This is a genomic window from Morganella psychrotolerans (genome assembly GCF_001676155.1).
Taxonomy (GTDB): domain Bacteria; phylum Pseudomonadota; class Gammaproteobacteria; order Enterobacterales; family Enterobacteriaceae; genus Morganella; species Morganella psychrotolerans.
The window spans coordinates 640,909-663,902 of sequence record NZ_LZEW01000001.1 but is presented as its reverse complement, the minus strand read 5'-3'; the positions used below and the strand labels follow the sequence as shown (position 1 = coordinate 663,902).

At 48.8% G+C, this 22,994-nt stretch carries 21 protein-coding genes; 10 read left to right on the top strand and 11 right to left on the bottom strand.

The window, feature by feature from the left end; translation table 11 throughout:
• Nucleotides 1-212 precede the first annotated feature (212 nt).
• Nucleotides 213-578 (top strand): hypothetical protein, encoded by a 366-nt coding sequence (locus AYY16_RS21635; protein WP_235846199.1) that lies wholly within the window; start codon nucleotides 213-215, stop codon nucleotides 576-578.
• On the top strand, nucleotides 556-1,011 hold the full coding sequence (locus AYY16_RS21630) for a hypothetical protein (RefSeq protein WP_235846198.1): 456 nt from the start codon (nucleotides 556-558) through the stop codon (nucleotides 1,009-1,011). Before AYY16_RS21635 ends, AYY16_RS21630 begins: the two co-directional genes overlap by 23 nt.
• Before the next feature lie 50 nt (nucleotides 1,012-1,061).
• Here the strand turns inward: AYY16_RS21630 and AYY16_RS03325 are convergent, their stop codons facing one another.
• A complete protein-coding gene (locus AYY16_RS03325; RefSeq protein ID WP_067362059.1) occupies nucleotides 1,062-1,784 on the bottom strand; it encodes a TonB family protein in 723 nt (240 codons plus the stop codon).
• Nucleotides 1,785-1,903: 119 nt separating this feature from the next.
• Entirely contained in the window at nucleotides 1,904-2,083 is a 180-nt protein-coding gene (locus AYY16_RS03320) for a YciY family protein (protein WP_067362056.1), read from the bottom strand.
• Nucleotides 2,084-2,393: 310 nt separating this feature from the next.
• On the opposite strand from AYY16_RS03320, the gene cls reads away from it, so the two are divergent.
• Both cls and AYY16_RS03310 read left to right on the top strand, forming a co-directional pair.
• Nucleotides 2,394-3,854 (top strand): cardiolipin synthase, encoded by a 1,461-nt coding sequence (gene cls / locus AYY16_RS03315; RefSeq protein WP_067362053.1) that lies wholly within the window; start codon nucleotides 2,394-2,396, stop codon nucleotides 3,852-3,854.
• 65 nt (nucleotides 3,855-3,919) lie between these two features.
• The gene (locus AYY16_RS03310; protein ID WP_067362050.1) at nucleotides 3,920-4,252 is read left to right on the top strand and encodes an HI1450 family dsDNA-mimic protein; all 333 of its coding nucleotides are present in this window, start codon (nucleotides 3,920-3,922) and stop codon (nucleotides 4,250-4,252) included.
• Between the two features lie 53 nt (nucleotides 4,253-4,305).
• Here the strand turns inward: AYY16_RS03310 and AYY16_RS03305 are convergent, their stop codons facing one another.
• From AYY16_RS03305 to AYY16_RS03275, 8 genes are all read right to left on the bottom strand, one after another.
• Nucleotides 4,306-4,863, bottom strand: coding sequence for a helix-turn-helix transcriptional regulator (locus AYY16_RS03305; RefSeq protein WP_067362047.1), 558 nt, complete (start codon nucleotides 4,861-4,863; stop codon nucleotides 4,306-4,308).
• Nucleotides 4,864-4,911: 48 nt separating this feature from the next.
• On the bottom strand, nucleotides 4,912-5,139 hold the full coding sequence (locus tag AYY16_RS20800) for a hypothetical protein (RefSeq protein WP_082970571.1): 228 nt from the start codon (nucleotides 5,137-5,139) through the stop codon (nucleotides 4,912-4,914).
• Between the two features lie 271 nt (nucleotides 5,140-5,410).
• On the bottom strand, nucleotides 5,411-6,409 hold the full coding sequence (oppF, locus tag AYY16_RS03300; protein WP_067362044.1) for a murein tripeptide/oligopeptide ABC transporter ATP binding protein OppF: 999 nt from the start codon (nucleotides 6,407-6,409) through the stop codon (nucleotides 5,411-5,413).
• A complete protein-coding gene (oppD, locus tag AYY16_RS03295; RefSeq protein WP_067362041.1) occupies nucleotides 6,406-7,383 on the bottom strand; it encodes an ABC transporter ATP-binding protein in 978 nt (325 codons plus the stop codon). Before oppD ends, oppF begins: the two co-directional genes overlap by 4 nt.
• Before the next feature lie 11 nt (nucleotides 7,384-7,394).
• Entirely contained in the window at nucleotides 7,395-8,303 is a 909-nt protein-coding gene (gene oppC / locus AYY16_RS03290) for an oligopeptide ABC transporter permease OppC (RefSeq protein WP_067362038.1), read from the bottom strand.
• Between the two features lie 14 nt (nucleotides 8,304-8,317).
• Nucleotides 8,318-9,238 (bottom strand): oligopeptide ABC transporter permease OppB, encoded by a 921-nt coding sequence (gene oppB, locus AYY16_RS03285; RefSeq protein WP_067362035.1) that lies wholly within the window; start codon nucleotides 9,236-9,238, stop codon nucleotides 8,318-8,320.
• Between the two features lie 158 nt (nucleotides 9,239-9,396).
• Nucleotides 9,397-11,037, bottom strand: a complete 1,641-nt coding sequence (oppA, locus tag AYY16_RS03280) for an oligopeptide ABC transporter substrate-binding protein OppA (RefSeq protein WP_067362032.1) — start codon at nucleotides 11,035-11,037, stop codon at nucleotides 9,397-9,399.
• A 121-nt stretch (nucleotides 11,038-11,158) separates the two neighbouring features.
• A complete protein-coding gene (locus AYY16_RS03275) occupies nucleotides 11,159-12,790 on the bottom strand; it encodes an ABC transporter substrate-binding protein (RefSeq protein ID WP_067362029.1) in 1,632 nt (543 codons plus the stop codon).
• Between the two features lie 744 nt (nucleotides 12,791-13,534).
• Between AYY16_RS03275 and AYY16_RS03270 the strand changes: the two genes are divergently transcribed.
• From AYY16_RS03270 to AYY16_RS03250, 5 genes are all read left to right on the top strand, one after another.
• Entirely contained in the window at nucleotides 13,535-15,103 is a 1,569-nt protein-coding gene (locus AYY16_RS03270; RefSeq protein ID WP_067362026.1) for an ABC transporter substrate-binding protein, read from the top strand.
• A 124-nt stretch (nucleotides 15,104-15,227) separates the two neighbouring features.
• The gene (locus AYY16_RS03265) at nucleotides 15,228-16,274 is read left to right on the top strand and encodes an ABC transporter permease (protein ID WP_067362023.1); all 1,047 of its coding nucleotides are present in this window, start codon (nucleotides 15,228-15,230) and stop codon (nucleotides 16,272-16,274) included.
• Entirely contained in the window at nucleotides 16,271-17,095 is an 825-nt protein-coding gene (locus tag AYY16_RS03260) for an ABC transporter permease (protein WP_067362020.1), read from the top strand. The genes AYY16_RS03265 and AYY16_RS03260 overlap by 4 nt, the downstream gene beginning before the upstream one ends.
• Nucleotides 17,088-17,936, top strand: coding sequence for an ABC transporter ATP-binding protein (locus tag AYY16_RS03255; RefSeq protein ID WP_150384715.1), 849 nt, complete (start codon nucleotides 17,088-17,090; stop codon nucleotides 17,934-17,936). The genes AYY16_RS03260 and AYY16_RS03255 overlap by 8 nt, the downstream gene beginning before the upstream one ends.
• The gene (locus AYY16_RS03250; protein WP_067362017.1) at nucleotides 17,923-18,663 is read left to right on the top strand and encodes an ABC transporter ATP-binding protein; all 741 of its coding nucleotides are present in this window, start codon (nucleotides 17,923-17,925) and stop codon (nucleotides 18,661-18,663) included. Before AYY16_RS03255 ends, AYY16_RS03250 begins: the two co-directional genes overlap by 14 nt.
• Nucleotides 18,664-18,730: 67 nt before the next feature.
• On the opposite strand, the gene AYY16_RS03245 is transcribed toward AYY16_RS03250, so the two are convergent.
• Nucleotides 18,731-19,378: a YchE family NAAT transporter gene (locus AYY16_RS03245; RefSeq protein ID WP_067362014.1), complete on the bottom strand. Its 648-nt coding sequence runs from the start codon at nucleotides 19,376-19,378 to the stop codon at nucleotides 18,731-18,733.
• Between the two features lie 612 nt (nucleotides 19,379-19,990).
• Between AYY16_RS03245 and adhE the strand changes: the two genes are divergently transcribed.
• Nucleotides 19,991-22,663, top strand: a complete 2,673-nt coding sequence (gene adhE, locus AYY16_RS03240; RefSeq protein WP_067362011.1) for a bifunctional acetaldehyde-CoA/alcohol dehydrogenase — start codon at nucleotides 19,991-19,993, stop codon at nucleotides 22,661-22,663.
• Nucleotides 22,664-22,994 lie beyond the last annotated feature (331 nt).

Here is a 22,994-nt window from a genome sequence, read left to right as displayed (position 1 = left end):
TGCGGGGACGTTTTTGTACCAACGTCATTCACGCCGCCAACGAACCTGCAGTTTGAATGAATAAGGGTATATACCCAACGTCATTCAAGATGCAGGCAGGCGGCAAGGGAAGACAGACGGGGAGCATACATCAGTATGTGACCCGTCTGGCTGACAGCAGCCAACGAACCTGCAGCGTGAATGAATAAGGGTAAAGTTGAAGGGTCACTGTTATGTCAGCACTATTTAACGCGTTAGTCTCCAACTCTGTATTATTATTCGCTGTTATTTTTATTCTTTCTGTTTTTTCTGCTTATGGCGGAAAATATCTGTTCAAAAAACGTCACGGTAAAACGGATTTGGCGGATGATGAAACCAAAATTGTGCTCGGGGCGGTATTATCTCTGCTGGGGTTATTAATCGGCTTTTTACTGACAATCTCTATCGGCGGCTATAATAACCGCGAGCAGATGGAAGAAAACGAAGCTATTACTATCGGCAATGCCTATCAGCGCGCACAACTTCTCTCTCCTGAAAATAATTTACAGGCGCAGGTATTACTGAAAGATTATCTTGATGCCCGCATTTCCTTTTTTTAATGCAGGATCACAGGCAAAAACCGAACGCTGGCGGGATATGTCTCTTGATGCTCAGAACGCACTTTGGGAATTAGCCGCCACACAAGCCCGCACCGCACCTAATCCTGTAATTGCCTCGGTATTAACGGCATTCAGTGATTTGTATGTGTCTGAAGAGAAAACCATGGCGAGCTGGCGTTATCAAATTCCGGGAGCCGCCTGGGTGTTACTCATTCTCTTTGCCGCAAGTGCCAATGTGCTGATCGGGTATAATATCCGCGGGCTGCCCGGCAATAATATTATGATTTTAATTTTGCCGCTGCTGACCACTATGGCGTTATTTATGATCGCAGAGATTGATATCCCGGGAGAAGGCGTGATTCATGTCACGCCGGATGACCTGATTAATCTGCGGGATGATATCTTTCCCGTGATACTTTTACCGGGTCAATAACCGGACGTAAAAAACCCGGCTCACGGCCGGGTCCTCTTCTTATATACTGTTTATTGTACTGATGTTTTGCCATCCAGGCGGAAAATAATCGTCGTGGTCAGACCTTTCTTCGCTTTTTTCTCATAGCGCCATTTACGCATTGCCTGACGGACTTCCCGGTCAAACATATTTTTCGGGGTGGCGTCGATAATATCGATATTCTGAATACGTCCGTTTTCATCCACATCAAATCTGGCGCGGACCGTTCCCTCTTTACCCAGGCTGCGGGCGCGGGCGGGATAGACAGGATCAGCGCGGCTCAGTGCTTTCGGGTCACCACCACCGTTATCGCTCAACCCGGCTGACGGCTGGTTACTCACAGGTCCCGGCGCTGTTTTTTTCACATCCTGCTGTCCGTCCGGTGTTCCGCTGAACAACGGCTTATCAGAGACCGGCGCTTTGGTTTCCGTCGGTTTTACCGCTGGTTTTTCAATTTTCTTTTCTTTCTTAGGTTTTGGTTTTTTCTCAACCGGCTTTTTTTCCACCGGTTTTTCGATAACCGGTTTCACCACAGGTTCCGGCTCCGGTTCAGGTTCCGGTTCAACCTCTGGTTCAGGCTCCGGCTGTGGTGCTGCGGCGGCGGGTACCGGTGCAAATACAGCCATTTCAACGCTCATCAGCTTTGGTTCTTCCGCACTTTCCTTGTTCATATTGTAATAGATTGCCGCTGCCACAGATGCGTGCAGAGAAAGAGAAATCAGAATCGGCCAACTCACCCAACGAAAAATAGACATATCGATACAATCTTATAAGAAACTAATAATGACAATGGCTACTAGTGTAAATGCAAATAGCAATCAATTTCAATAAGAAAAACATAACCATTGTCACTTGTCGTGCGAAATGTCACTCTTTAATGACTAAAACGCGTATGTGCAAACAGCAGTGAACGACGTTGTCCTGCAATATCCAGTTTTCGCAGTGAAAAAATCCGCAGATTCCGGCGGGACTGACTTTCTAACCAGCGACGACGACGACGGGTTACCTGTCTTAACATCCGCCAACGTGCAACTTCCGGCCTGCTGTGCCTCATAACTAAACCCTTTTAAACAGTGTGTATACCCTTATTCATTCAAACTTCAGGTTCGTTGACTGCATCCTGAATGACGTTGGGTATGTAATAAGCTTCATAATAAGGAGCATTATTATAAGCTCCCTGACACAATAACCAACCGCTTTCCCGCAATAACCTCAGACAATTGAACCAAATGTTGGTCAAACAGACTGAAATCATAAATAAAGCAGCATTACAGAAAGCTTTCTGATACATTTTCCTGTGCGCTATCAATCTGATTTCATATCTGATGTATCTGTAAACCTCATTTTCAGGAAAGAACATACCTATGTCGACATTTTATACATTGTTGTATTGGCTGAGTATTCTTTTCTACTGGCTGCTGATTGCCGGTATCACTGTGCGTGTTATGTACAAACGCCGCCCGGTGACCTCCACCATGACCTGGTTGCTGATTATTTATATCCTGCCGTTCATCGGAATTATTGCCTATATCGCCTTCGGTGAGCTGCATCTGGGACGCCGGAGGGTTGATCAGGCAAAAGGAATGTGGCCATCTGTTGCCGGATGGCTGGAAGGACTGCGTCAGTCAAAACATATTTTCTCCACAGAGAACAGCAGGCAGGCCGCTCCGTTATTTCAGCTGATAGAGAGCCGCCAGGGTGTTCCCGGTGTAAAAGGCAATCAAATTCAGTTATTTACTACCTGTGAAGATTCACTGAGGCAGATAGTAAAAGATATCGATAATGCAAAATACAATATCGATATGGTGTTTTATATCTGGAAACCGGGCGGTGATGTGGATCACGTCACCAATGCCCTGCTTGCCGCTGCCAAACGCGGTGTAAAGTGCCGTATTATGGTGGACTCCGCCGGTAGCTGGCACTTCTTCCGCCGTGATTATCCAAAGATGATGCGGGATGCGGGTATCGAGTTTGTCGAGGCGCTGCCGGTCAATATTCTGCGCTTTGCGCTGCGCCGTATGGATTTGCGTCAACATCGCAAAATCGTGGTTATCGATAACTATATTTCATACACCGGCAGCATGAATATGGTTGATCCGCGCTACTTCAAGCAAGATTCAGGCGTGGGAGAATGGGTAGATATCCTTGTCCGGATGGAAGGTCCGGTTACGGCACTGTTCGGGATTATCTACGCCTTTGACTGGGAAATGGAGCGCGGTGAGCGACGTCTTCCGCCACCGCCTGATGATATCGAAATGCCGTTTGAAAAAGACAGCGGACATACCGTAAACATTGTGGCATCCGGTCCGGGTTTTCCGGAAGAGCTTATTCAGCAGTCACTGATGACGGCAATTTTTGCCTCACAGGAGCGCCTGACATTCACCACACCGTATTTTGTCCCGAGCGATGACCTGATGCATGCTATCTGTACCGCCGCTATGCGCGGCGTGCGGGTGGCGATTGTGATGCCGCGCCTCAATGACTCTTTCCTTGTCCGCTGGGCAAGCCGTGCTTTTTATACCGAACTGCTGGAAGCCGGTGTGGAGATTTACCTGTTTGAAGATGGCTTATTGCATACGAAAAGTGTGTTAGTGGATGACCAGCTCAGTATGGTAGGATCGGTTAATCTGGATATGCGCAGTTTATGGCTGAATTTTGAAATTACAGCTGTTATTGATGATGAAAGTTTTGCCGGTGATCTCAATATCGTGCAAAACGATTATATCAGCCGTTCTGCGCGGCTCGATTATGCTGAGTGGGAAAAACGCCCGCTGACAAACCGTATTCTTGAGCGGCTGTGTTACTTCTTCAGCCCGTTATTGTAATACTGATTATTTTATTATCCCTGCAACTGCCCTGTTGCAGGGAATAACCGGAAAGCTGTCTGACCATGAGCACCCCACGTCCCCGCCGCCTCAGCGAGCAAGAAACCATTGAAATGGCATACGATCTGTTTTTGGAACAGGCAATGGATAATCTGGATCCCGCCGATGTCCTGTTATTTAATCTGCAATTTGAAGATTGCGGAGGTGCGGAACTGGTACCCACCGGTAATGACTGGTCTGAAATCGCCTCTTTTCCGGCACAAACTCCGGACTGCGCAGAAGTGGTTATCGGGCTGGCACCGGACGATGATGCCGATATCGACCAGATTTTCGCCCGTGTTCTCCTCTCACGCCAATTTACCGGCACCCCGGAATTTGCTATTCGCTGGCGGAAATAATCTGTCTTTTTTGTTTCCCGGTCGTGTGCGGGGTTCGCACCCCGCTCATACACTCAGCAACGGCATTTTTCACGGCGCGCCAGCAATGACCGTGTAATCGCTTCAATTTCCGCAGGGTTTTCAGCAGCACCGGCTCGCAGCGCCACATTCCATTTGACGATGGTTTTTGCGTTCTCCGCAAGCTCCGGATGCGCCGCCAGCCGCCCCTGCTGTGACAACCAGACAGCGACTGCCGCCCAGTCCCACAACGGGGATTGCCCGCGAAGGCGCTGAACAGGGCACGGAAAATTACCCTGCCCACGCGTGCCGTCTTTCAGCAGCGCAATCGCCTGACGCGACATACCTGTCAGTTCTGCAATATCACTCAGTCCGACCAGGGCAGAATCCACCGATTCAACCCGGGCATTCAGCCCCGCTGATTCAACATCCTCAACAGCACTGCGGATAGCGGCATCCGGGGACAGCGCTTCGCGGTCAAATTCCAGATACACTGATTTCCCGTAAAAACAGAGTAATGCATCATCACAACCACTTTTAAATAATGCATCTTCCAGATTTTCTGTCTCTGCGGTGACGCCGGAAAGTGTTAGTGTAAAATTATACAGTGCCATACTTTTTCCCTTGTATGGAGGCAGTATTTACCACCCTGATTAATTCAGTCATAACAAACAACTGTCTATTTTTCTTCGAATCTGCTTAGCATGATTTTCCGGGTTTCGCGGTGTTGACCAGACACTCATCTGGTGTAGCCGGTGTTTTTCAGCCGGAGAACCGCACCGCAACCGGCAAAACGCATGTGCCGAATTTCCCGCAGGGATCCAAACCCAGCCCTGAAGCAATGCATACTCAATAGCTGACTGGATATGTTTATCCGGGTGTCTCTTCATTTCCGCTGATACCTGTACTGTAGCCAGTACGTTGACATTCGTCAACAATTAATATTGTCCCGGTTATCCGGGAAATTTCCGTACCGGCGTATGTTTTAAATGAATAAGGATATATACCGGCCTGTAGTTAATAACGGAAACCAGTATCTGCCTCAATGGCCGTTTTTTATGCATCAGAGAGGTTGCTGCGGGCGCGGAAAAAGAGATGTTACCGAATGAAAAAAAAGCGCTCAAAATGAGCGCTTCGTCGCAGATAAGACAGAACTTAAATTTACAGCGGATCGACTTTCAGGCATGAAACCGCATGCCTGAAACTGCCTTCCAGTAACGGACGCGTGCGCGCACATTCACTGTCTGCCAGCGGGCAGCGCGTGCGGAAAACACAGCCTGTCGGCGGGTTAATCGGTGACGGCAGTTCACCTTCCAGTAACTGAATAACTTTATTCTGTTCTCTGTCCGGATCTGGCACCGGTACCGCAGACATCAGTGCTTTGGTGTAAGGATGCAGCGGATTATGATAAACCTCATCATACGTGCCAAGCTCCACTGCGTGTCCGAGATACATCACCAGAACGCGGTCAGAAATGTGTTTTACCACCGCAAGGTCGTGGGCGATAAAAATAAGCGACAGCCCCATTTCCCGCTGTAATTCTTTGAGCAGATTAACCACCTGTGCCTGAATCGAGACATCCAGTGCAGATACCGGTTCATCACAGATAACCAGTTTCGGCTCCAGGATTAAGGCGCGGGCAATTCCGATACGCTGACACTGACCACCGGAAAATTCATGCGGATAACGATTGACGAGGTTAGGCAGCAGCCCGACTTTCATCATCATCGCTCTCACTTTTTCCGTGACCTCTGATTTTTTCATGCGCGGATGATAGGTGCGCAGCGGCTCGGCAATAATATCGCCGATAGTCATACGTGGATTCAGTGATGCCAGCGGGTCCTGGAAAATCATCTGAATATCATTGCGGATGTTATGCCAGTCCTTTTCACTCATGCCGTTCAGATCTTTACCAAGCCAGGTTACGCGCCCTTCTGTCGCTTTAACCAGCCCGATAATCGCCCGTGCAAAGGTTGATTTTCCACAGCCGGATTCGCCGACAACGCCGAGAGTTTCGCCCTCATACAAACGGACAGTAACACCATCAACGGCTTTCAGGCTTTTTGCCGGTTGCCAGAACCACTGTTTGTTATCTCTGACAGAAAAATGGACTTTTAAATCTTCAATTTCCAGCAGAACAGGACGTTCAGGATTCGTCATGATGCCAGCTCCTCAACTGTTTTAAAGCAGGCACGCAAACGGCCCTGAGCAAATGCATTTAATGGCGGCTCCTGCTGAGCACACTGCTCCATCGCATACTGACAACGCGGGCGGAACGGACAGCCTGCCGGCAGACGCAGCAGGTTAGGCGGATTTCCGGGGATAGTGGCAAGTACACTATCTTCAGGACCATCAAGACGCGGAACCGCTTTAAGCAACCCGATAGAATACGGATGCACCGGCTGATAAAATACATCGCGCGCGGTGCCGTATTCCATGGTACGCCCGGCATACATCACCAGCACTTTGTCACAAATTCCCGCGACAACCCCCAAATCATGGGTGATCATAATAATTGCTGTGTTGAATTCATGTTTCAGTTCATTGAGCAGCGTCATAATCTGCGCCTGAACAGTCACATCCAGCGCCGTGGTCGGTTCATCAGCAATAAGCAGTTTCGGCTTACATAACAGTGCCATCGCGATCATCACGCGCTGGCGCATTCCGCCGGAAAACTCATGGGGATACATATTCATACGCTGACGGGCTTCCGGCATTTTTACCGCGTCCAGCATCCGCACTGATTCTTCAAAGGCATCATGTTTGCTCAGCCCTTTATGCAGCATCAGTACTTCTGTGAGCTGATGGCTCACTTTCATATACGGGTTAAGCGATGTCATCGGGTCCTGGAAGATCATGGAAATCTCTTCCGCGCGCATTTTATTTAAGGCTTTCTCTTTCAGATTGAGAATTTCACGACCATTAAACATGGCAGAGCCGCTGACCACGCCGTTACGGGCTAATAGCCCCATCAGTGCAAACGCAGTTTGTGATTTTCCGGAGCCGGACTCGCCGACAATGCCGAGTGTTTCACCTGCCGATAATGAAAAATTGAGTTTATTGACAGCCGTAACATCACCGTCCGGCGTTTTAAACGCCACATTCAGGTCTTTTACCTGTAATAACTGAGTCATTGGCGGCCTCCTCAGCGATCTTTCGGGTCAAGGGCATCACGCAACCCATCGCCGATAAAGTTAAAACAAAACAGAGTCACCACCAGGAATGCTGCCGGGAACATCAGTAACCAGGGCGATACTTCCATGGAGTTTGCGCCATCATTAAGCAATGCACCCCAGCTGCTTAACGGCTCCTGTGTTCCCAGCCCCAGGAAACTGAGGAAGGATTCAAACAGGATCATGCTCGGCACCAGCAGTGAGGCATACACCACCACCACACCCAGCACATTCGGCACTATATGGCGCAGAATAATATTGCGGGTCGGCACACCACAGACTTTCGCGGCTTCAATAAACTCTTTGCTCTTCAGGCTGAGGGTTTGTCCGCGCACAATACGCGCCATATCCAGCCAGGACACCATCCCGATGGCCACAAAGATCAGGAAGATATTCTGCCCGAAGAAGGTGACGAGTAAGATAACAAAAAACATAAACGGGAAGGAGTTGAGAATTTCCAGTACGCGCATCATCACGGAGTCTGTTTTACCGCCGACATATCCGGACATTGCGCCGTAGAGTGTTCCCACCAGCACCGCCACCAGCGCTGCCGCCAGACCGACCATCAGCGAAATACGCCCGCCGATTGCCACACGCACCAGCAGGTCACGCCCGGAGGAGTCCGTGCCGAAATAGTGCCCGGTTTCGCTGTCCGGTGACGCAGACATCATTTCCCAGTCTGTATCATCGTAAGCAAAATCCGATAACACCGGCGCAAAAATAACAAACAGTGTAATTAAAGACAGGAGACACAGGCTGGTGATCGCCGCTTTATTGTGTATAAAACGACGACGGGCATCCGCCCATAAACTGCGCCCTTCAACATTTTGCTGCTCCGCAAAATTCGCCAGAGCGTCGCATTTTTTTTCATTCGGTAACATAGCGTGCTCCTGAGTTAATAGCGGATTTTCGGATCGATAACGGCATACAGCACATCAACGATACAGTTAAAGGCGATAGTCAGCGCCCCTACAAGGATAGTCAGGCTCAGTACCAGTGAGTAATCGCGGTTAAGCGCGCCATTCACAAATAACTGCCCGACGCCCGGTAAACCGAAAATCGTCTCAATGACCATCGAGCCGGTAATAATCCCCACAAACGCCGGTCCCATAAAAGAAACAACCGGTAACAGCGCCGGACGCAGCGCATGCCGCCAGACGATTTTACGCATCGGCAGCCCTTTTGCCCGCGCAGTGCGGATAAAGTTGGAGTGCATCACTTCAATCATTGAACTGCGCATAATACGGGAGATACTGGCAATATAAGCCAGTGAAAGTGCGACCATCGGCAGGATAATGTTACTCAGTTGCCCCCCGTTCCAGCCGCCGCCCGGCAGCCAGTGCAGGTGGATAGCAAAAACAAGAACCAGCAGTGGCGCCACCACAAAGCTCGGGATAACAACCCCGGTCATGGCAACCCCCATAACCGTATAATCCCACCGGGTATTTTGATTCAGTGCGGCAATAACCCCTGCGCTCACCCCCGCGATCAATGCGAGCACAAACGCCGCTATGCCAAGTTTGGCGGAGACCGGAAATGCTGTCGCCACTAAATCATTCACAGAGTAATCTTTATATTTGAATGAGGGTCCGAAATCCCCTTTCGACAACTGGACTAAATAGTCGAAATACTGAACATGGATGGGATCATTCAGATGATATTTGGCTTCAATATTGGCCATCACTTCCGGTGGTAATTTGCGCTCACCGGTAAAAGGACTGCCCGGCGCCAGACGCATCATAAAGAAAGAGATAGTAATCAACACAAATAGTGTCGGGATCGCCTCGAGTATACGGCGAAGAATAAACTTAAACATTGCCCGTTCCTATACAGTACCCGCTCCCGGGGTACATAACCCTTATTCATTCAAACCGCAGGTTCGTTGGCTTCGCTCAGTTAGTTACCGCCTGCCTGCATCCTGAATGACGTCGGGTATACACAGGCAGCCTCCGGGGAGGCTGCCAACCGTCTTTATTATTTTTTCATCAGATAAAGATCTTTTGTATGAAGGTGATCTAACGGATCTTTTCCGCTGTATCCCCCCACGTACGGTTTCACTAAACGGGTACTGACATAGTAATAGACAGGCACAATGGCGGAATCGTTATCCAGCACTGTTTCAGCCTGCTGGTAGATTTTTGCCCGCTCTTCATCAGTTTTCACCTGAAGAGACTGTTTCATCAGCTTATCAAAATCTGTATTTTTATAATGCGGGGTATTACTGCTGCTGTAGGAGAGCATCATATTCAGGAAAGATGAAGGCTCGTTGTAATCTGCACACCAGCCGGCGCGGGCAATATCATACGTGCCCTGATGGCGGGTATCGAGGAATGTTTTCCATTCCTGGTTTTCCAGCTGCACATCAACACCGATGTTTTTCTTCCAGATAGATGCGGCGGCAATCGCCATTTTTTTGTGCAGATCAGACGTGTTATACAGCAGATTGAATTTCAGCGGTTTATCTTTGGTGTAGCCCGCTTCTTCCAGCAGTTTCCGTGCTTTTTCATTACGCTGTGCCTGAGTCATTCCGGAGAACCACTCCGGCTCTTTCGCAGACATACCATCGGTAAACGGTGGAGTGAAGCCATAAGCCGGGGTATCACCCTGCGCTTTCACTTTATTAACCATGATATCGCGGTCTAAACCGAGTTTCAGAGCCTCACGGACTTTCGGATTATTAAACGGCGCTTTTTCATTATTGATTTCATAGTAATAGGTACACATATACGGCGAAATACGCAGTTCGTCCGGGATCTCTTTTTTCAGTTTCTGGAACAGTTCAATCGGCAGGTTATTATACGTCATGTCGATTTCACCGCTGCGGTAGCGGTTTACATCAGTGACTTCTGAGGAAATAGGCAGGAAGCGGATATTATTAATAACGGTTTTTTGGTTATCCCAATAATTCGGGTTACGCTCCAGCTCGATTTTTTCATTTACTACCCAGTTTTTCAGTTTGTACGCGCCGTTACTGACATAATTTCCCGGCTGCGTCCATTTATCACCAAACTTTTCGACAGAAGCCGGATGCACCGGTGACATAGAGTTATGCGCCAGCAGTTTCGGAATATACGGCACTTCTTCTGTCAGGGTAATTTCTAATGTTTTATCATCCAGCGCTTTAATACCGAGCTCTTCCGGTTTCTTTTTCCCGGCAATAACATCATCGATATTCGCAATATGGGCATACTGTAAATAACTCGCATACGGTGACGCGGTATTCGGATCAGCTAAACGACGCCAGCTGTAAACAAAGTCCTGTGCGGTGACAGGATCACCGTTTGACCATTTTGCGCCTTCACGGATTTTAAACGTCCAGACTTTAAAATCTTTATTTTCCCAGGATGTCGCAGATCCCGGTAAAACAGTACCGTCAGGGCCTTCAAGTGTGATCCCTTCCATCAGGTCACGGATAATATTGGCTTCCGGAACCCCTTCCACTTTATGCGGATCAAGCGACTGCGGCTCAGACCCGTTATTACGGACCAGATCCTGCTTCTCAGCCAGCTGAACCCCTGCCGGAACCTCCGCCGCAAACGCCTGAGCACCCAATCCCATTCCCAGCGCACTAATCACACTTAGTGTTAATAAACTCTTCTTTGTCAGCTTTACCATCTTACATAACTCCCCATTGACGAATGTGTTTTGCGTTTGTTGCGTGTTTTTCAGGCACTTATTTTTGTTACTCATGCCTTTATTGTTTTCGCACTACTTATTAGCGTGCAAATTTTTATTATTAATACGTTTCTACCATATATAAGCGCTTAATATCCATATAATCAAGCGGGTCATTACCGGTAAACCCGCCAACTGCTGGTTTTATCAACCGCACACTCACGCGATAATAGACAGGGATCAATGCAGAGTCCTGATCTAACTGCATTTCTGCCTGCTGGTAAGCGGATTGGCGCGTTTTTTCATCGGTTGCCAGTAATGCGCGCTGCATTGCACTGTCAAAAGTGGCATTACGATAGAAACTGGTGTTATTACTGCTGTCTGACAGGAAAATATTCAAAAACGAAGAAGGTTCATTGTAATCCGCGCACCAGGTAGCCCGCGCGACCTGATAGTTACCCTCGTGGCGATTTTGATTCGATGTTTTCCATTCCTGGTTTTTCAGCACCACATTCACCCCGAGGTTTTTATTCCACATGGATGCGGCAGCAATCGCCTGCTGTTTGTTCTGATCAGACGTGTTATAGAGCAATTCGAAGGTCAGCGGGCTTTTCTCACTGAAACCGGCTTCTTCCAGCAGTTTTCGTCCCTTTTCATTACGCTGAGCCTGCGTCTGGGATGCCCAGTCCGGGGTAATAAAGTCTCCGCCGTTAATATAATGTGGCGTAAAACCGTATGCAGGAATCTGCCCCTGCCCCATGATTTTATTGGTAATAATATCGCGATCAATGCCCAGCTTGATGGCTTCCCGGACACGGGGATCGGTAAATGAGGTGGCTGAATTATTGATTTCGTAATAAAACGTACACAGGTAAGGGGAAATATGAACCTCTGCCGGGATATCTTTTTTCAGCTTACTGAATAAGACCGGCGGCACGGCACTGTTAGTAATATCAATCTCACCGGCGCGGTACCGGTTAATATCACTGGTTTCTGATTGCAACGGCAAAAAGGTCGCCTGCTCAATCACTGTTTCTTTATCATTGCGGTATTTCGGATTGCGTTTCAGCACCAGGCGCTCGTTCACATTCCATGATGACAAGGTATATGCGCCATTGCCGGTAAATTTTCCGACAGCCGTCCATTTATCACCAAACTGGTCAATCGCGCCCTTGGGCACCGGTTTCAGTGCCGTATGGCTGAGCATATCAACAAAATACGGTACCGGTTGTGTCAGCTGCACCTGCAAAGTATGGTCATCCAATGCTTTCACGCCGAGTGTATCCGGTGATTTTGTACCTTTGAGGATCTCATCCACGTTTTCGACGTAGGCATAATGCAGATAACTGCCGTAAGGCGATGCGGTTTTCGGATCCACCAGCCGCCGCCAGCTATAGACAAAATCATTGGCGGTGACAGGCGAGCCGTCACTCCATTTTGCATCCGGATATAATATAAATGTCCAGGTCCGGTTATCCGGTGATGACCAGCTCTGCGCCACACCCGGCACTATTTTTCCGTCCGCATCTGTGGAAACCAGACCTTCCAGCAGGTTAAGAATAATATTGGACTCCGGCACACCTTCCACTTTATGCGGATCCAGTGATACAGGTTCACTGCCGTTATTAATAACAATCTCTTGTTTTACAGCCAGTTTTGTTCCGGCAGGCACCTGTGCCGCTGATGCAGGATACGCAAAAAGGCTCAGCAACAACGCGGGGGTGAGGGAAACAGCAATAACGTTTTTTTTCATTTTTCCGTCCCGGTCTGAATAACACCAATTAGACAAACAACGTGATTAAAGCACCGCAAATGCGTTATTACTGAGTATAGGTTCTGTTTATTTCACCGGGCATTTTCTTAGCGCTGACTGTGATTTTTAAGCCCGGTAACTGTTTTTGTTTGTAAACGCGCTTATCAGCGGAAAAAGCACCGGCAAAATAAAAGGATAATGATTTCCTCTCACACTACGGGAAATCGCTTTCGCCCAAATAGAAAAATAAACATTTAATTAACAAAAAGCAATTTAACCAGAGCAAAAACCTACATGCATCACAGTTTTAACCAATTAAATATTAACAATCAGTTAAAATACAACTGTAAATAAAAAGAGTAAAAGAGTAATTTCCGTTTCAAAATCAAAGAACTAATGTATGAAAATATACTCTCCGACATAAAATTCGCCCCTGGTGTTTATTTGAGCACCTTATCTGTTATACCCGAAAATAAATAAACTGTACCGCTCCTTTTCACTACCAAAATACCGCCGTATTTTTATCATTATTTCTTATGTACTGATAACCTGTTGTTATATCAATGGTGTTTTATAACTGTTTTTATCTTCCGGGCTACCGGAATTGAAATGAAGGACTATCATTAACAATATCTATAACGAATAGTTATAAACAAGTCCGTAACAGACTTTGCAAATCCCGGCTATTTTTTTCTAACGTGTCATTATTAAAACAGATACCCAACATCATTCAGGGGACGCATCATGAGAAAAACAACACTGTCAGTGTCATTGGCTCTGCTCTTTTCAACCTCCGTATTCGCCGCAACACCACCGGGTACGCTGATTGTTGTTCAGGGGCTGGATGATATTGTCAGCCTTGACCCCGCCGAAAGTAATGAGCTTTCCAGTATTCAGACTGTCCCGAGCTTATATCAGCGCATTGTTCAGCCCAACCGTGATAATCCGGCACAGCTTGATGCCATCTTATTAGAAGACTGGCAGGCGGATCCTGCGAATAAAACGCTGACTGTCCGTATTAAAGAAAATGCACAGTTTGCTTCCGGTAACCCGGTACGACCTGAAGATATTATTTTCTCTTATCAGCGCGCAGTGACGATGAATAAATCACCGGCATTTATTCTCAATATCCTCGGCTGGAATAAAGACAATATTGCACAGCAATTTGAAAAAACCGGTGATCGGACACTTAAAATTAAATGGAGTGCGGATATCAGCCCGGATGTGGCACTTAATTTATTATCCACACCGATTGCATCCGTTGTAGATGAAAAATTAGTGACACCGAATATTAAAAATAATGATTTCGGTAACGCCTGGCTGAAAATGCATTCTGCCGGCAGCGGTGCCTATTTTCTTAAAGTTTATCAGCCGAATCAGGCTATTGTGATGGCGGCTAACCCGCATGTTTCTACCGGTGAAGCTAAAATTGCCTCTATTATTATTAAAAACGTGCCGGACCCGGCATCGCGCCGCCTGCTTATTCAGCAGGGAGATGCGGATATTGCCCGCGAACTGGGGGCTGACCAGACTGCCGCACTGAAAAATACCGCCGGTATCAGAGTGGAAAATATTCCGTCCGCCGAACAGGATTATCTGGCGTTCAACACCGGGAACAGTGCAAATCCGCTGCTGAAGAACCCGGCGCTGTGGGAAGCAGCACGTTATCTGGTTGATTATGAAGGCATTACCAAAGATTTACTGAAAGGTCAGTATTTTGTTCATCAGAGCTTCCTGCCGGTCGGTTTACCCGGCACGCTGACTAATAATCCGTATAAATTTGATCCGGCCAAAGCAAAAGCCATTCTGGAAAAAGCCGGTATTAAAGATGCTCACTTCACACTTGATGTAGAGAATAAACCGCCGTATATCACTATCGCGCAATCACTTCAGGCAAGCTTTGCACAGGGCGGAATTCGTGTGGAGCTTCTGCCTGCGGCGGGCAGCCAGGTGTATTCACGGGTGCGGGCGCGTTCACATCAGGCGGCGGTTCGTTTCTGGATCCCGGACTATTTTGATGCACACTCAAACGCCAGCGCATTTGCCTTTAATGACGGCAAAAGCAGTACTGTCGCATGGCTGAACGGCTGGGATATTCCCGCGCTGTCAGAAATGACACTGAAAGCCGTGGCAGAGCCTGATAAAGCCAAACGCACACAGATGTATGCCGCGATGCAGGAAGAATTACAGCGCAGTTCACCGTATGTGTTTATGGCTCAGGGACAAAACCAGGTTGTTCTGCGCGATAATGTGAAAGGCTATCAGCAGGGACTGAATGCGGATATGGTGTATTACGACAGAGTGACCAAATAACCCACTGATACTCGTCATACTTCAAGATGCAGCCAACAAATCTGTTGTGTGAATGCATACGGTTATATAGCCCACCGGGATCACCGGCGGGTTATTGTCTTTTGTTTTATTCAGGAATAGCTGTATGTCTGACTCTTCGCCTGCCGCCGCTGTGCTGCGCCATGTCCTGCGTGTCACTGTTCAGAGTATTTTTACGCTGTCACTGACACTGCTCGGGCTGCTGATCATCACCTTCGCGCTTTCTGCTCTGTCCCCGGTTGACCGGGTGCTGCAAATTGTCGGCGATCACGCCAGCCACGAAACCTATCAACAGGTAAAACTGGAACTGGGGCTGGATCAGCCCGTTTATATTCAGTTCTGGCATTATCTGGGCAGATTGCTGCATGGCGATCTCGGGATCGCCGCCTCTATGGGGCAACCCGTACTTGATGGCGTACTCCATACCCTGCCCGCCACGATTGAGCTGGCAACCCTTGCACTGATCGCGGGGTCATCGCTCGGCATTCTGTGTGGTGTGTTGTGCGCCCGCTATGCAGGTTCACCCCTTGATTTTATCATCCGTACCCTGACACTTCTCGGTAACTCTGTTCCTGTTTTCTGGCTGGGACTGCTGATGCTGCTGCTGTTTTATGCCACGCTGCAATGGAGTCCGGGACCCGGACGGCTGGATGATATCTATCAATATACAATTGAGGCAAAAACCGGGTTTGTATTGATTGATACCTGGCTTTCCGGTGAACCGGGAGCATTTACCAATGCGGTTGCACATCTGATTTTACCGGTGTCGCTGCTTGCCTATTTTTGTCTGGCGGGAATAACCCGGCTGACCCGCGCCGCGTGTCTGAGTGAAATGAACAAAGAGTATGTCACCCTGGCGCGTGCCAAAGGCAATACGGACATGCAGGTTCTGTTCTGCCATGTGTTGCCGAACATCCGTGGCACACTGATAACCGTGGTCGCGCTGGCGTACACCGGAATGCTGGAAGGTGCGGTACTGACCGAAACGGTTTTCTCCTGGCCCGGCATCGGACGCTATCTCACCGCCGCCCTGTTTGCCGGAGACACAACTGCCGTCATGGGCGGCACACTGGTTATCGGGATCTGCTTTATCTTTATCAATAATGTGACTGATATGATTGTGCGCTTAACTGACCCACGGGTGACATTATGAGATTACTGCCGAAAATCCGCCGGTCACCTTCCGCACTGACCGGCTCACTGATTATTCTTTTTCTCCTGCTGGTTGCCCTGTTTGCCCCCTGGCTTGCCCCGTTTGATCCGGTGTTGCAAAACCCGGCACAGCGTCTGCTGGCACCGGACGCACAACACTGGCTCGGCACTGACAGCTACGGGCGGGATATTCTCTCACGCCTGATTTACGGTGCACGCCCGATGTTTGGTCTGGTTGCTCTCGTTGCTGTAATTACTCTGCCGGCGGGTTTGCTGATCGGCATTCTGGCAGGGTTTTACGGGCGCTGGGTTGAAACTGTTCTGATGCGTTTTACCGATATTGTAATGTCGATGCCGCGCCTGATCCTCGCCTTTGCGTTTGTCGCCATCCTGGGGCCGGGACTGATAAACGGCGCGCTGGCGCTCGCACTCACCTCCTGGCCCGCGTATGCACGCCAGGCGCGCAGTGAAATCCGTCATTTGCGCAACAGTGATTATCTTGCCAGTGCAGAAATGCTGGGGATCCGCGGACTGCGCCTGTTATGGGGACATATTCTGCCGCTCTGTCTGCCATCGGCCATTGTCCGCCTCGCGCTTGATTTGGCGACTATCATCCTGGCGGCCGCCGGTCTGGGGTTCTTAGGGCTTGGCGCACAACCGCCGATGGCGGAATGGGGAGCGATGATCGCGGACGGCATGCAGGTTATCTTTGACCAGTGGTGGATTGCGGCGGTACCGGGTGCGGCAATTCTGACTGCCGGTATGGCATTCAATCTTCTGGGTGATGGTTTACGCGATATTATGGAGCCTGAACATGACTGAGCCACTTATCCGTGTCAAAAACCTGTCAGTGGATTATCCGCGTGCGCGGGTGGTCAACAGCATTTCATTTAACCTGGGACAGGAACGGCTGGCGCTGGTCGGCGAATCCGGCTCCGGTAAATCCATGACGGCGAGAGCACTGATGGGGCTGGTGCGCAAACCCGGCAAAGTCAGTGCGCAAACGCTGGAATTTCATAATACCCCGCTGCTGTCATTGCGTGAAAAACAGTGGGCGGCACTGCGCGGTAATGATATCGCCATGATAATGCAGGATCCGCGTTATGCCCTCAATCCGGTAAAAAATCTGTATCAGCAGATTGAAGAAGCGCTGGTGCGGCATCAGAGGCTGTCAAAATCTGACCGTCGTGACCGCGTATATGACATGGCGCGTGCAGCCGGGCTGGCAGAATCCGCCCTTTCCCGCTATCCGGGGCAACTTTCCGGCGGAATGGGGCAGCGCGCCATGATTGCAATTGCCCTGATCAATAATCCCGCGGTATTAATTGCCGACGAACCAACCTCAGCACTGGATGCACGGCTGCGCCATCAAATCCTGGAGCTGATTGTCCGCCAGTGTGAGGAGCGCCGGATGGGATTGCTGCTGATAAGCCACGACCTGCCGCTGGTCGCCGCTCATTGTCAGCGCGTGATGGTGATGTATCAGGGGCAGCAGGTGGATGAGCTGCCCGCCGCACAACTGCCGCAGGCAACACATCCCTATACCCGCACCTTGTGGACCTGCCGCCCGGATGCTCAGACTTACGGGACGGACTTACCGGTACTGGACAGACAGGCGTTGCAGACTTTACTGACTCAGGAGACTCATCATGCCGGAAAATAATCCAGCGCCGATTATTGAGGTTAATAATCTTTCCGTCAGTTTCGGGCAGCGGCAGGTCGTCTGCAAGGCTGGCTTTCACCTCAATGCAGGCGAGACATTCAGTCTTATTGGTGAGTCCGGATGCGGAAAATCCACTATCCTGCGGGTGATCGCCGGATTACAGCGGGAATGGCAGGGAGGCGTTCAGCTGCTGTCACAGCATATACATCCGGGGCTGCGCTATCAGGGCGCACTGCGCCGCAATGTACAGATGGTATTTCAGGATCCTTACGCGTCCCTGCATCCGTTTCATACTATTCACCGCGCCCTTGCCGAGCCGTTACACATTCATAATGAGAATGATATTGAAGCCAGGGTCACACAGGCAATAGAATCTGTCGGATTACCGCCGGATGTAGCGCAGCGCTATCCTCACCAGCTCTCCGGCGGACAGCGCCAACGTATTGCGATTGCCCGCGCACTGATGCTGCGCCCGCAGATTTTATTGCTGGATGAACCGACTTCCGCACTGGATATGTCCGTTCAGGCCGAAATTCTCAATCTGCTGAATCACCTGAAAACTGAACACAGTATGACCTATCTGATGGTCAGTCATGACGCCGATGTGGTCGCGCATATGTCTGACAGAGCGGCATTTATGGCGCACGGAGAGATTGTACGGGAGTTTGATCGCGCGGCATTAGTCCGGGGAGAGCACCGGATGGAAACAACAGAAGAAGTTCGCTGAGCAGTTAAACAAAAGCAAAAACGGGGCTAATGCCCCGTTCAGATTGCGGATAACAGCAATAGCGTGATTATGATAATAACCCCGGAAAGCTCATTTTCATCCCGGTAATAATCAGTTCAATACCTAATGACATCAGCATCAGTCCCATAATACGGGTTACGACGTTGATCCCGGTTTGCCCCAGATATTTCACCCACAGCCCCGCAGAGCGGAACAACAACCAGCAGAAAAACGCAAACACAATACTGGTCAGCGCCAGTCCGGCAAAGTTTTGCCAGCCCTGCCAGCGCGCACTCCAGACCACACAAGAGCTGATGGCACCAGGTCCTGCCATCAGCGGCAGCGCCAGCGGCACAACGCCGATATTATCGCGGATCGCGGTTTCTGATTGTTCCTGCTTGTTTTGTTTATCTTCACCCAGCTTTCCGCTGATCATGGACAGTGCGATCAGAACAATCAGCGTGCCCCCTGCTATCCGGAAAGACTCAATCGAAATACCGAACATCATGAGGATTTTATCGCCGACCAGCAGTGACAGACACAAAATAATGGCAACCGAAAAGTTCGCAATCATATTGGTTCGGTTGCGTACAGCTGCGGTCTGATAATTCGTCATACTCATAAACACCGGCAAAATACCAACCGGGTTTACTAAGGCAAATAAACCGACAAAAAATTTTAAATAGCCGGAAAAGTCCAGTAATGTAGCGCCCACAAAAAATCCTCAACCTGATATACCCTTATTCATTCAAACTGCAGGTTCGTCGGGTATAATAATACTGTAATGAACGGCTGATATACGCCGCCGCGTATTGCCAAAGGGTTGTAATAATTATATTAACCCGGACATCATACCGTTGAATCCCGGATAAAAGAAATTGCTTTCAACAGAATATTTCGCCCCTCAAGCTGACACGATACAGCTCAATCCCCTTATCCATGTGTATATTTTAGTCAATCATCAGTTCCTCTGTAAAATTGACGGCAGACACTATAGTTGAAATTGATAATTAATCTCGTTTACACACAAGCTGAATGGTGTCAGCTTGCTGTATTTGTGATTTTGATCACTTTAATATCCCGCTGTAATGTTAAGCTCATTTTACTGAAGTTGAATCGATTCAACTTCAGTCATTAACAGAATACCTGACGGGCTTTTTAAGCAAATCAGCGGGCTCCCCCGGTTATACTCTGAATAATTCGGGATATAGGCCATAGGTTATGAGCAAAATCGATTTAGTTACCTCTTGCTGTTGTGACTATAATCAAATCGTACCGACCCGCTAATTTGCTTAAAAAGTTTAACAATTTATCAGGAGTCATCTGTATGGCCGTAACCAATGTTACCGAACTCAATGAATTAGTTGCCCGCGTTAAAAAAGCACAGCGTGAATTTGCCGGTTTCACTCAGGAACAGGTAGACACCATTTTCCGTGCGGCGGCACTTGCCGCAGCGGATGCGCGTATCCCTCTGGCGAAACTGGCCGTTGAAGAGTCCGGAATGGGGATTGTTGAAGACAAAGTGATCAAAAACCATTTTGCTTCTGAATATATCTATAATGCCTACCGTGATGAAAAAACCTGCGGTATTTTGTCTGAAGACCCGACATTCGGGACAATCACCATTGCTGAACCTATCGGCATCATCTGCGGGATAGTCCCCACCACCAACCCGACATCCACTGCTATCTTTAAAGCGCTGATCAGCCTGAAAACCCGTAACGGTATTATCTTCTCCCCGCATCCGCGTGCAAAAAATGCCACCAATAAAGCGGCTCAGATTGTACTGAATGCCGCGGTTGCCGCCGGTGCGCCGGCTGATATTATCGGCTGGATTGATGAGCCTTCTGTTGAATTATCCAATGCATTAATGCACCACCCCGATACTAACCTGATCCTCGCCACCGGCGGACCGGGCATGGTGAAAGCCGCTTACAGTTCCGGTAAACCTGCCATTGGTGTCGGCGCAGGTAATACCCCGGTTGTTATTGATGAAACTGCAGATATCAAACGCGCTGTGGCGTCTATTCTGATGTCAAAAACCTTTGATAATGGCGTGATTTGTGCCTCCGAACAGTCTGTCATTGTCGTTGATGAAGTGTATGAACAGGTTAAAGAGCGTTTTGAAAATCACGGTGGTTACATCCTGAAAGGCAAAGATCTGAAAGCGGTTCAGGATATCATCCTGATCAACGGCGGACTGAATGCTAAAATTGTCGGTCAGTCTGCGGTGAAAATCGCTGAAATGGCAGGAATTGACGTCCCTGCATGGACAAAAATTCTTATCGGTGCGGTTTCCGTGGTTGATGAATCAGAGCCATTCGCCCATGAAAAACTCTCCCCGCTGTTAGCGATGTATCGCGGTAAAGATTTTGAAGACGCGGTACTAAAAGCAGAAAAATTAGTGGAAATGGGCGGGATCGGTCACACCTCCTGCTTATATACCGATCAGGATAACCGCCCGGAGCGTATAAAGTACTTCGGCGAAAAAATGAAAACCGCCCGTATCCTTATTAACACCCCTGCCTCACAAGGCGGGATCGGCGACCTGTACAACTTTAAACTCTCTCCGTCACTGACATTGGGTTGCGGCTCCTGGGGTGGTAACTCCATTTCTGAAAACGTCGGGCCGAAACACCTGATCAACACCAAAACTGTGGCAAAACGGGCTGAGAATATGTTGTGGCATAAACTTCCTAAATCTATCTACTTCCGCCGGGGTTGCCTGCCGATTGCCCTGGAAGAAATTGCGACTGATGGCGCAAAACGGGCATTTATTGTTACTGACGGTTATTTATTCAATAACGGTTATGTCGATGAAGTCACCCGTGTGCTGAAATCCCACGGCATGGAAGTGGAAATATTTTTTGAAGTGGAAGCGGATCCAACCTTATCTGTCGTGCGCAAAGGTGCCGCACAGATGAACAGCTTTAAACCGGACGTGATTATTGCACTCGGTGGTGGTTCACCGATGGATGCCGCGAAAATTATGTGGGTCATGTATGAACACCCGGAAACACATTTTGAAGAACTCGCGCTGCGCTTTATGGATATCCGCAAACGTATCTATAAATTCCCGAAAATGGGCGTAAAAGCCAAAATGGTCGCGATCACCACCACATCCGGTACAGGCTCTGAGGTTACACCTTTTGCCGTTGTGACTGATGATGCAACCGGACAAAAATACCCGCTGGCAGACTATGCACTGACCCCGGATATCGCCATCGTGGATGCGAACCTTGTCATGAATATGCCGAAATCCCTCACCGCATTCGGCGGGCTGGATGCGGTAACGCATGCTCTGGAAGCCTATGTATCTGTTCTGGCAAATGAATACTCAGACGGACAGGCATTACAGGCACTGAAACTGCTGAAAGAATTCCTGCCGGCCAGTTACCATGAAGGCGCGAAGAACCCGGTCGCCCGTGAGCGCGTCCATAACGCCGCCACTATCGCCGGTATCGCGTTTGCTAACGCCTTCCTGGGTGTTTGTCACTCAATGGCGCACAAACTGGGTTCTGAGTTCCATATCCCGCACGGATTAGCCAATGCCCTGCTTATCTGTAACGTGATCCGCTATAACGCAACAGATAACCCGACCAAACAGACAGCATTCAGCCAATATGACCGCCCGCAGGCGCGCCGCCGTTATGCTGAAATTGCCGATCATCTGGGATTGGGTGCTGCCGGTGACCGCACTGCTCAGAAAATTGAAAAACTGCTGGTCTGGCTGGATGAAATTAAAGCGTCTCTGGGGATCCCGAAATCTATCCGCGAAGCCGGTGTACCGGAAGCAGAATTTCTGGCGAAGCTGGATAAACTGTCTGAAGATGCATTTGATGACCAATGTACCGGAGCAAATCCGCGTTATCCGCTTATTGCTGAATTAAGACAAATTATGCTGGATACTTATTATGGCCGCGTCTATGACGAGTCCGTTCCGGTTGCTGCGCCAAAGTCTCTGGTCAAACCTGTTTCAAAACGGACTGCTAAGAAATAATCATCTATTAGATAAATAATAACCGTAGAGCCCTCTTCTGAGGGCTTTTTTAATCGCTATCCCATAATAATAACTGAATAATTGTCACAAGATTAATATGTATTCTCTTTTGATCAACAATTCAGCCTGCTGCTGATTTTTAATATTTCACTTAATACAAATGACAAAACAGACATGATGCCGGGGGCTATTTTTCAGTATTTTATCATGAGCAACACAAATACCGCCTTACGTCTTCCTGTTTACCGGGTATCCTTTGCATCGCTGTCTGTGCTTTTATCCGACGCTGATATAAAAATGCCGGACACGCGTGTCCGGCATTTTCCGTATA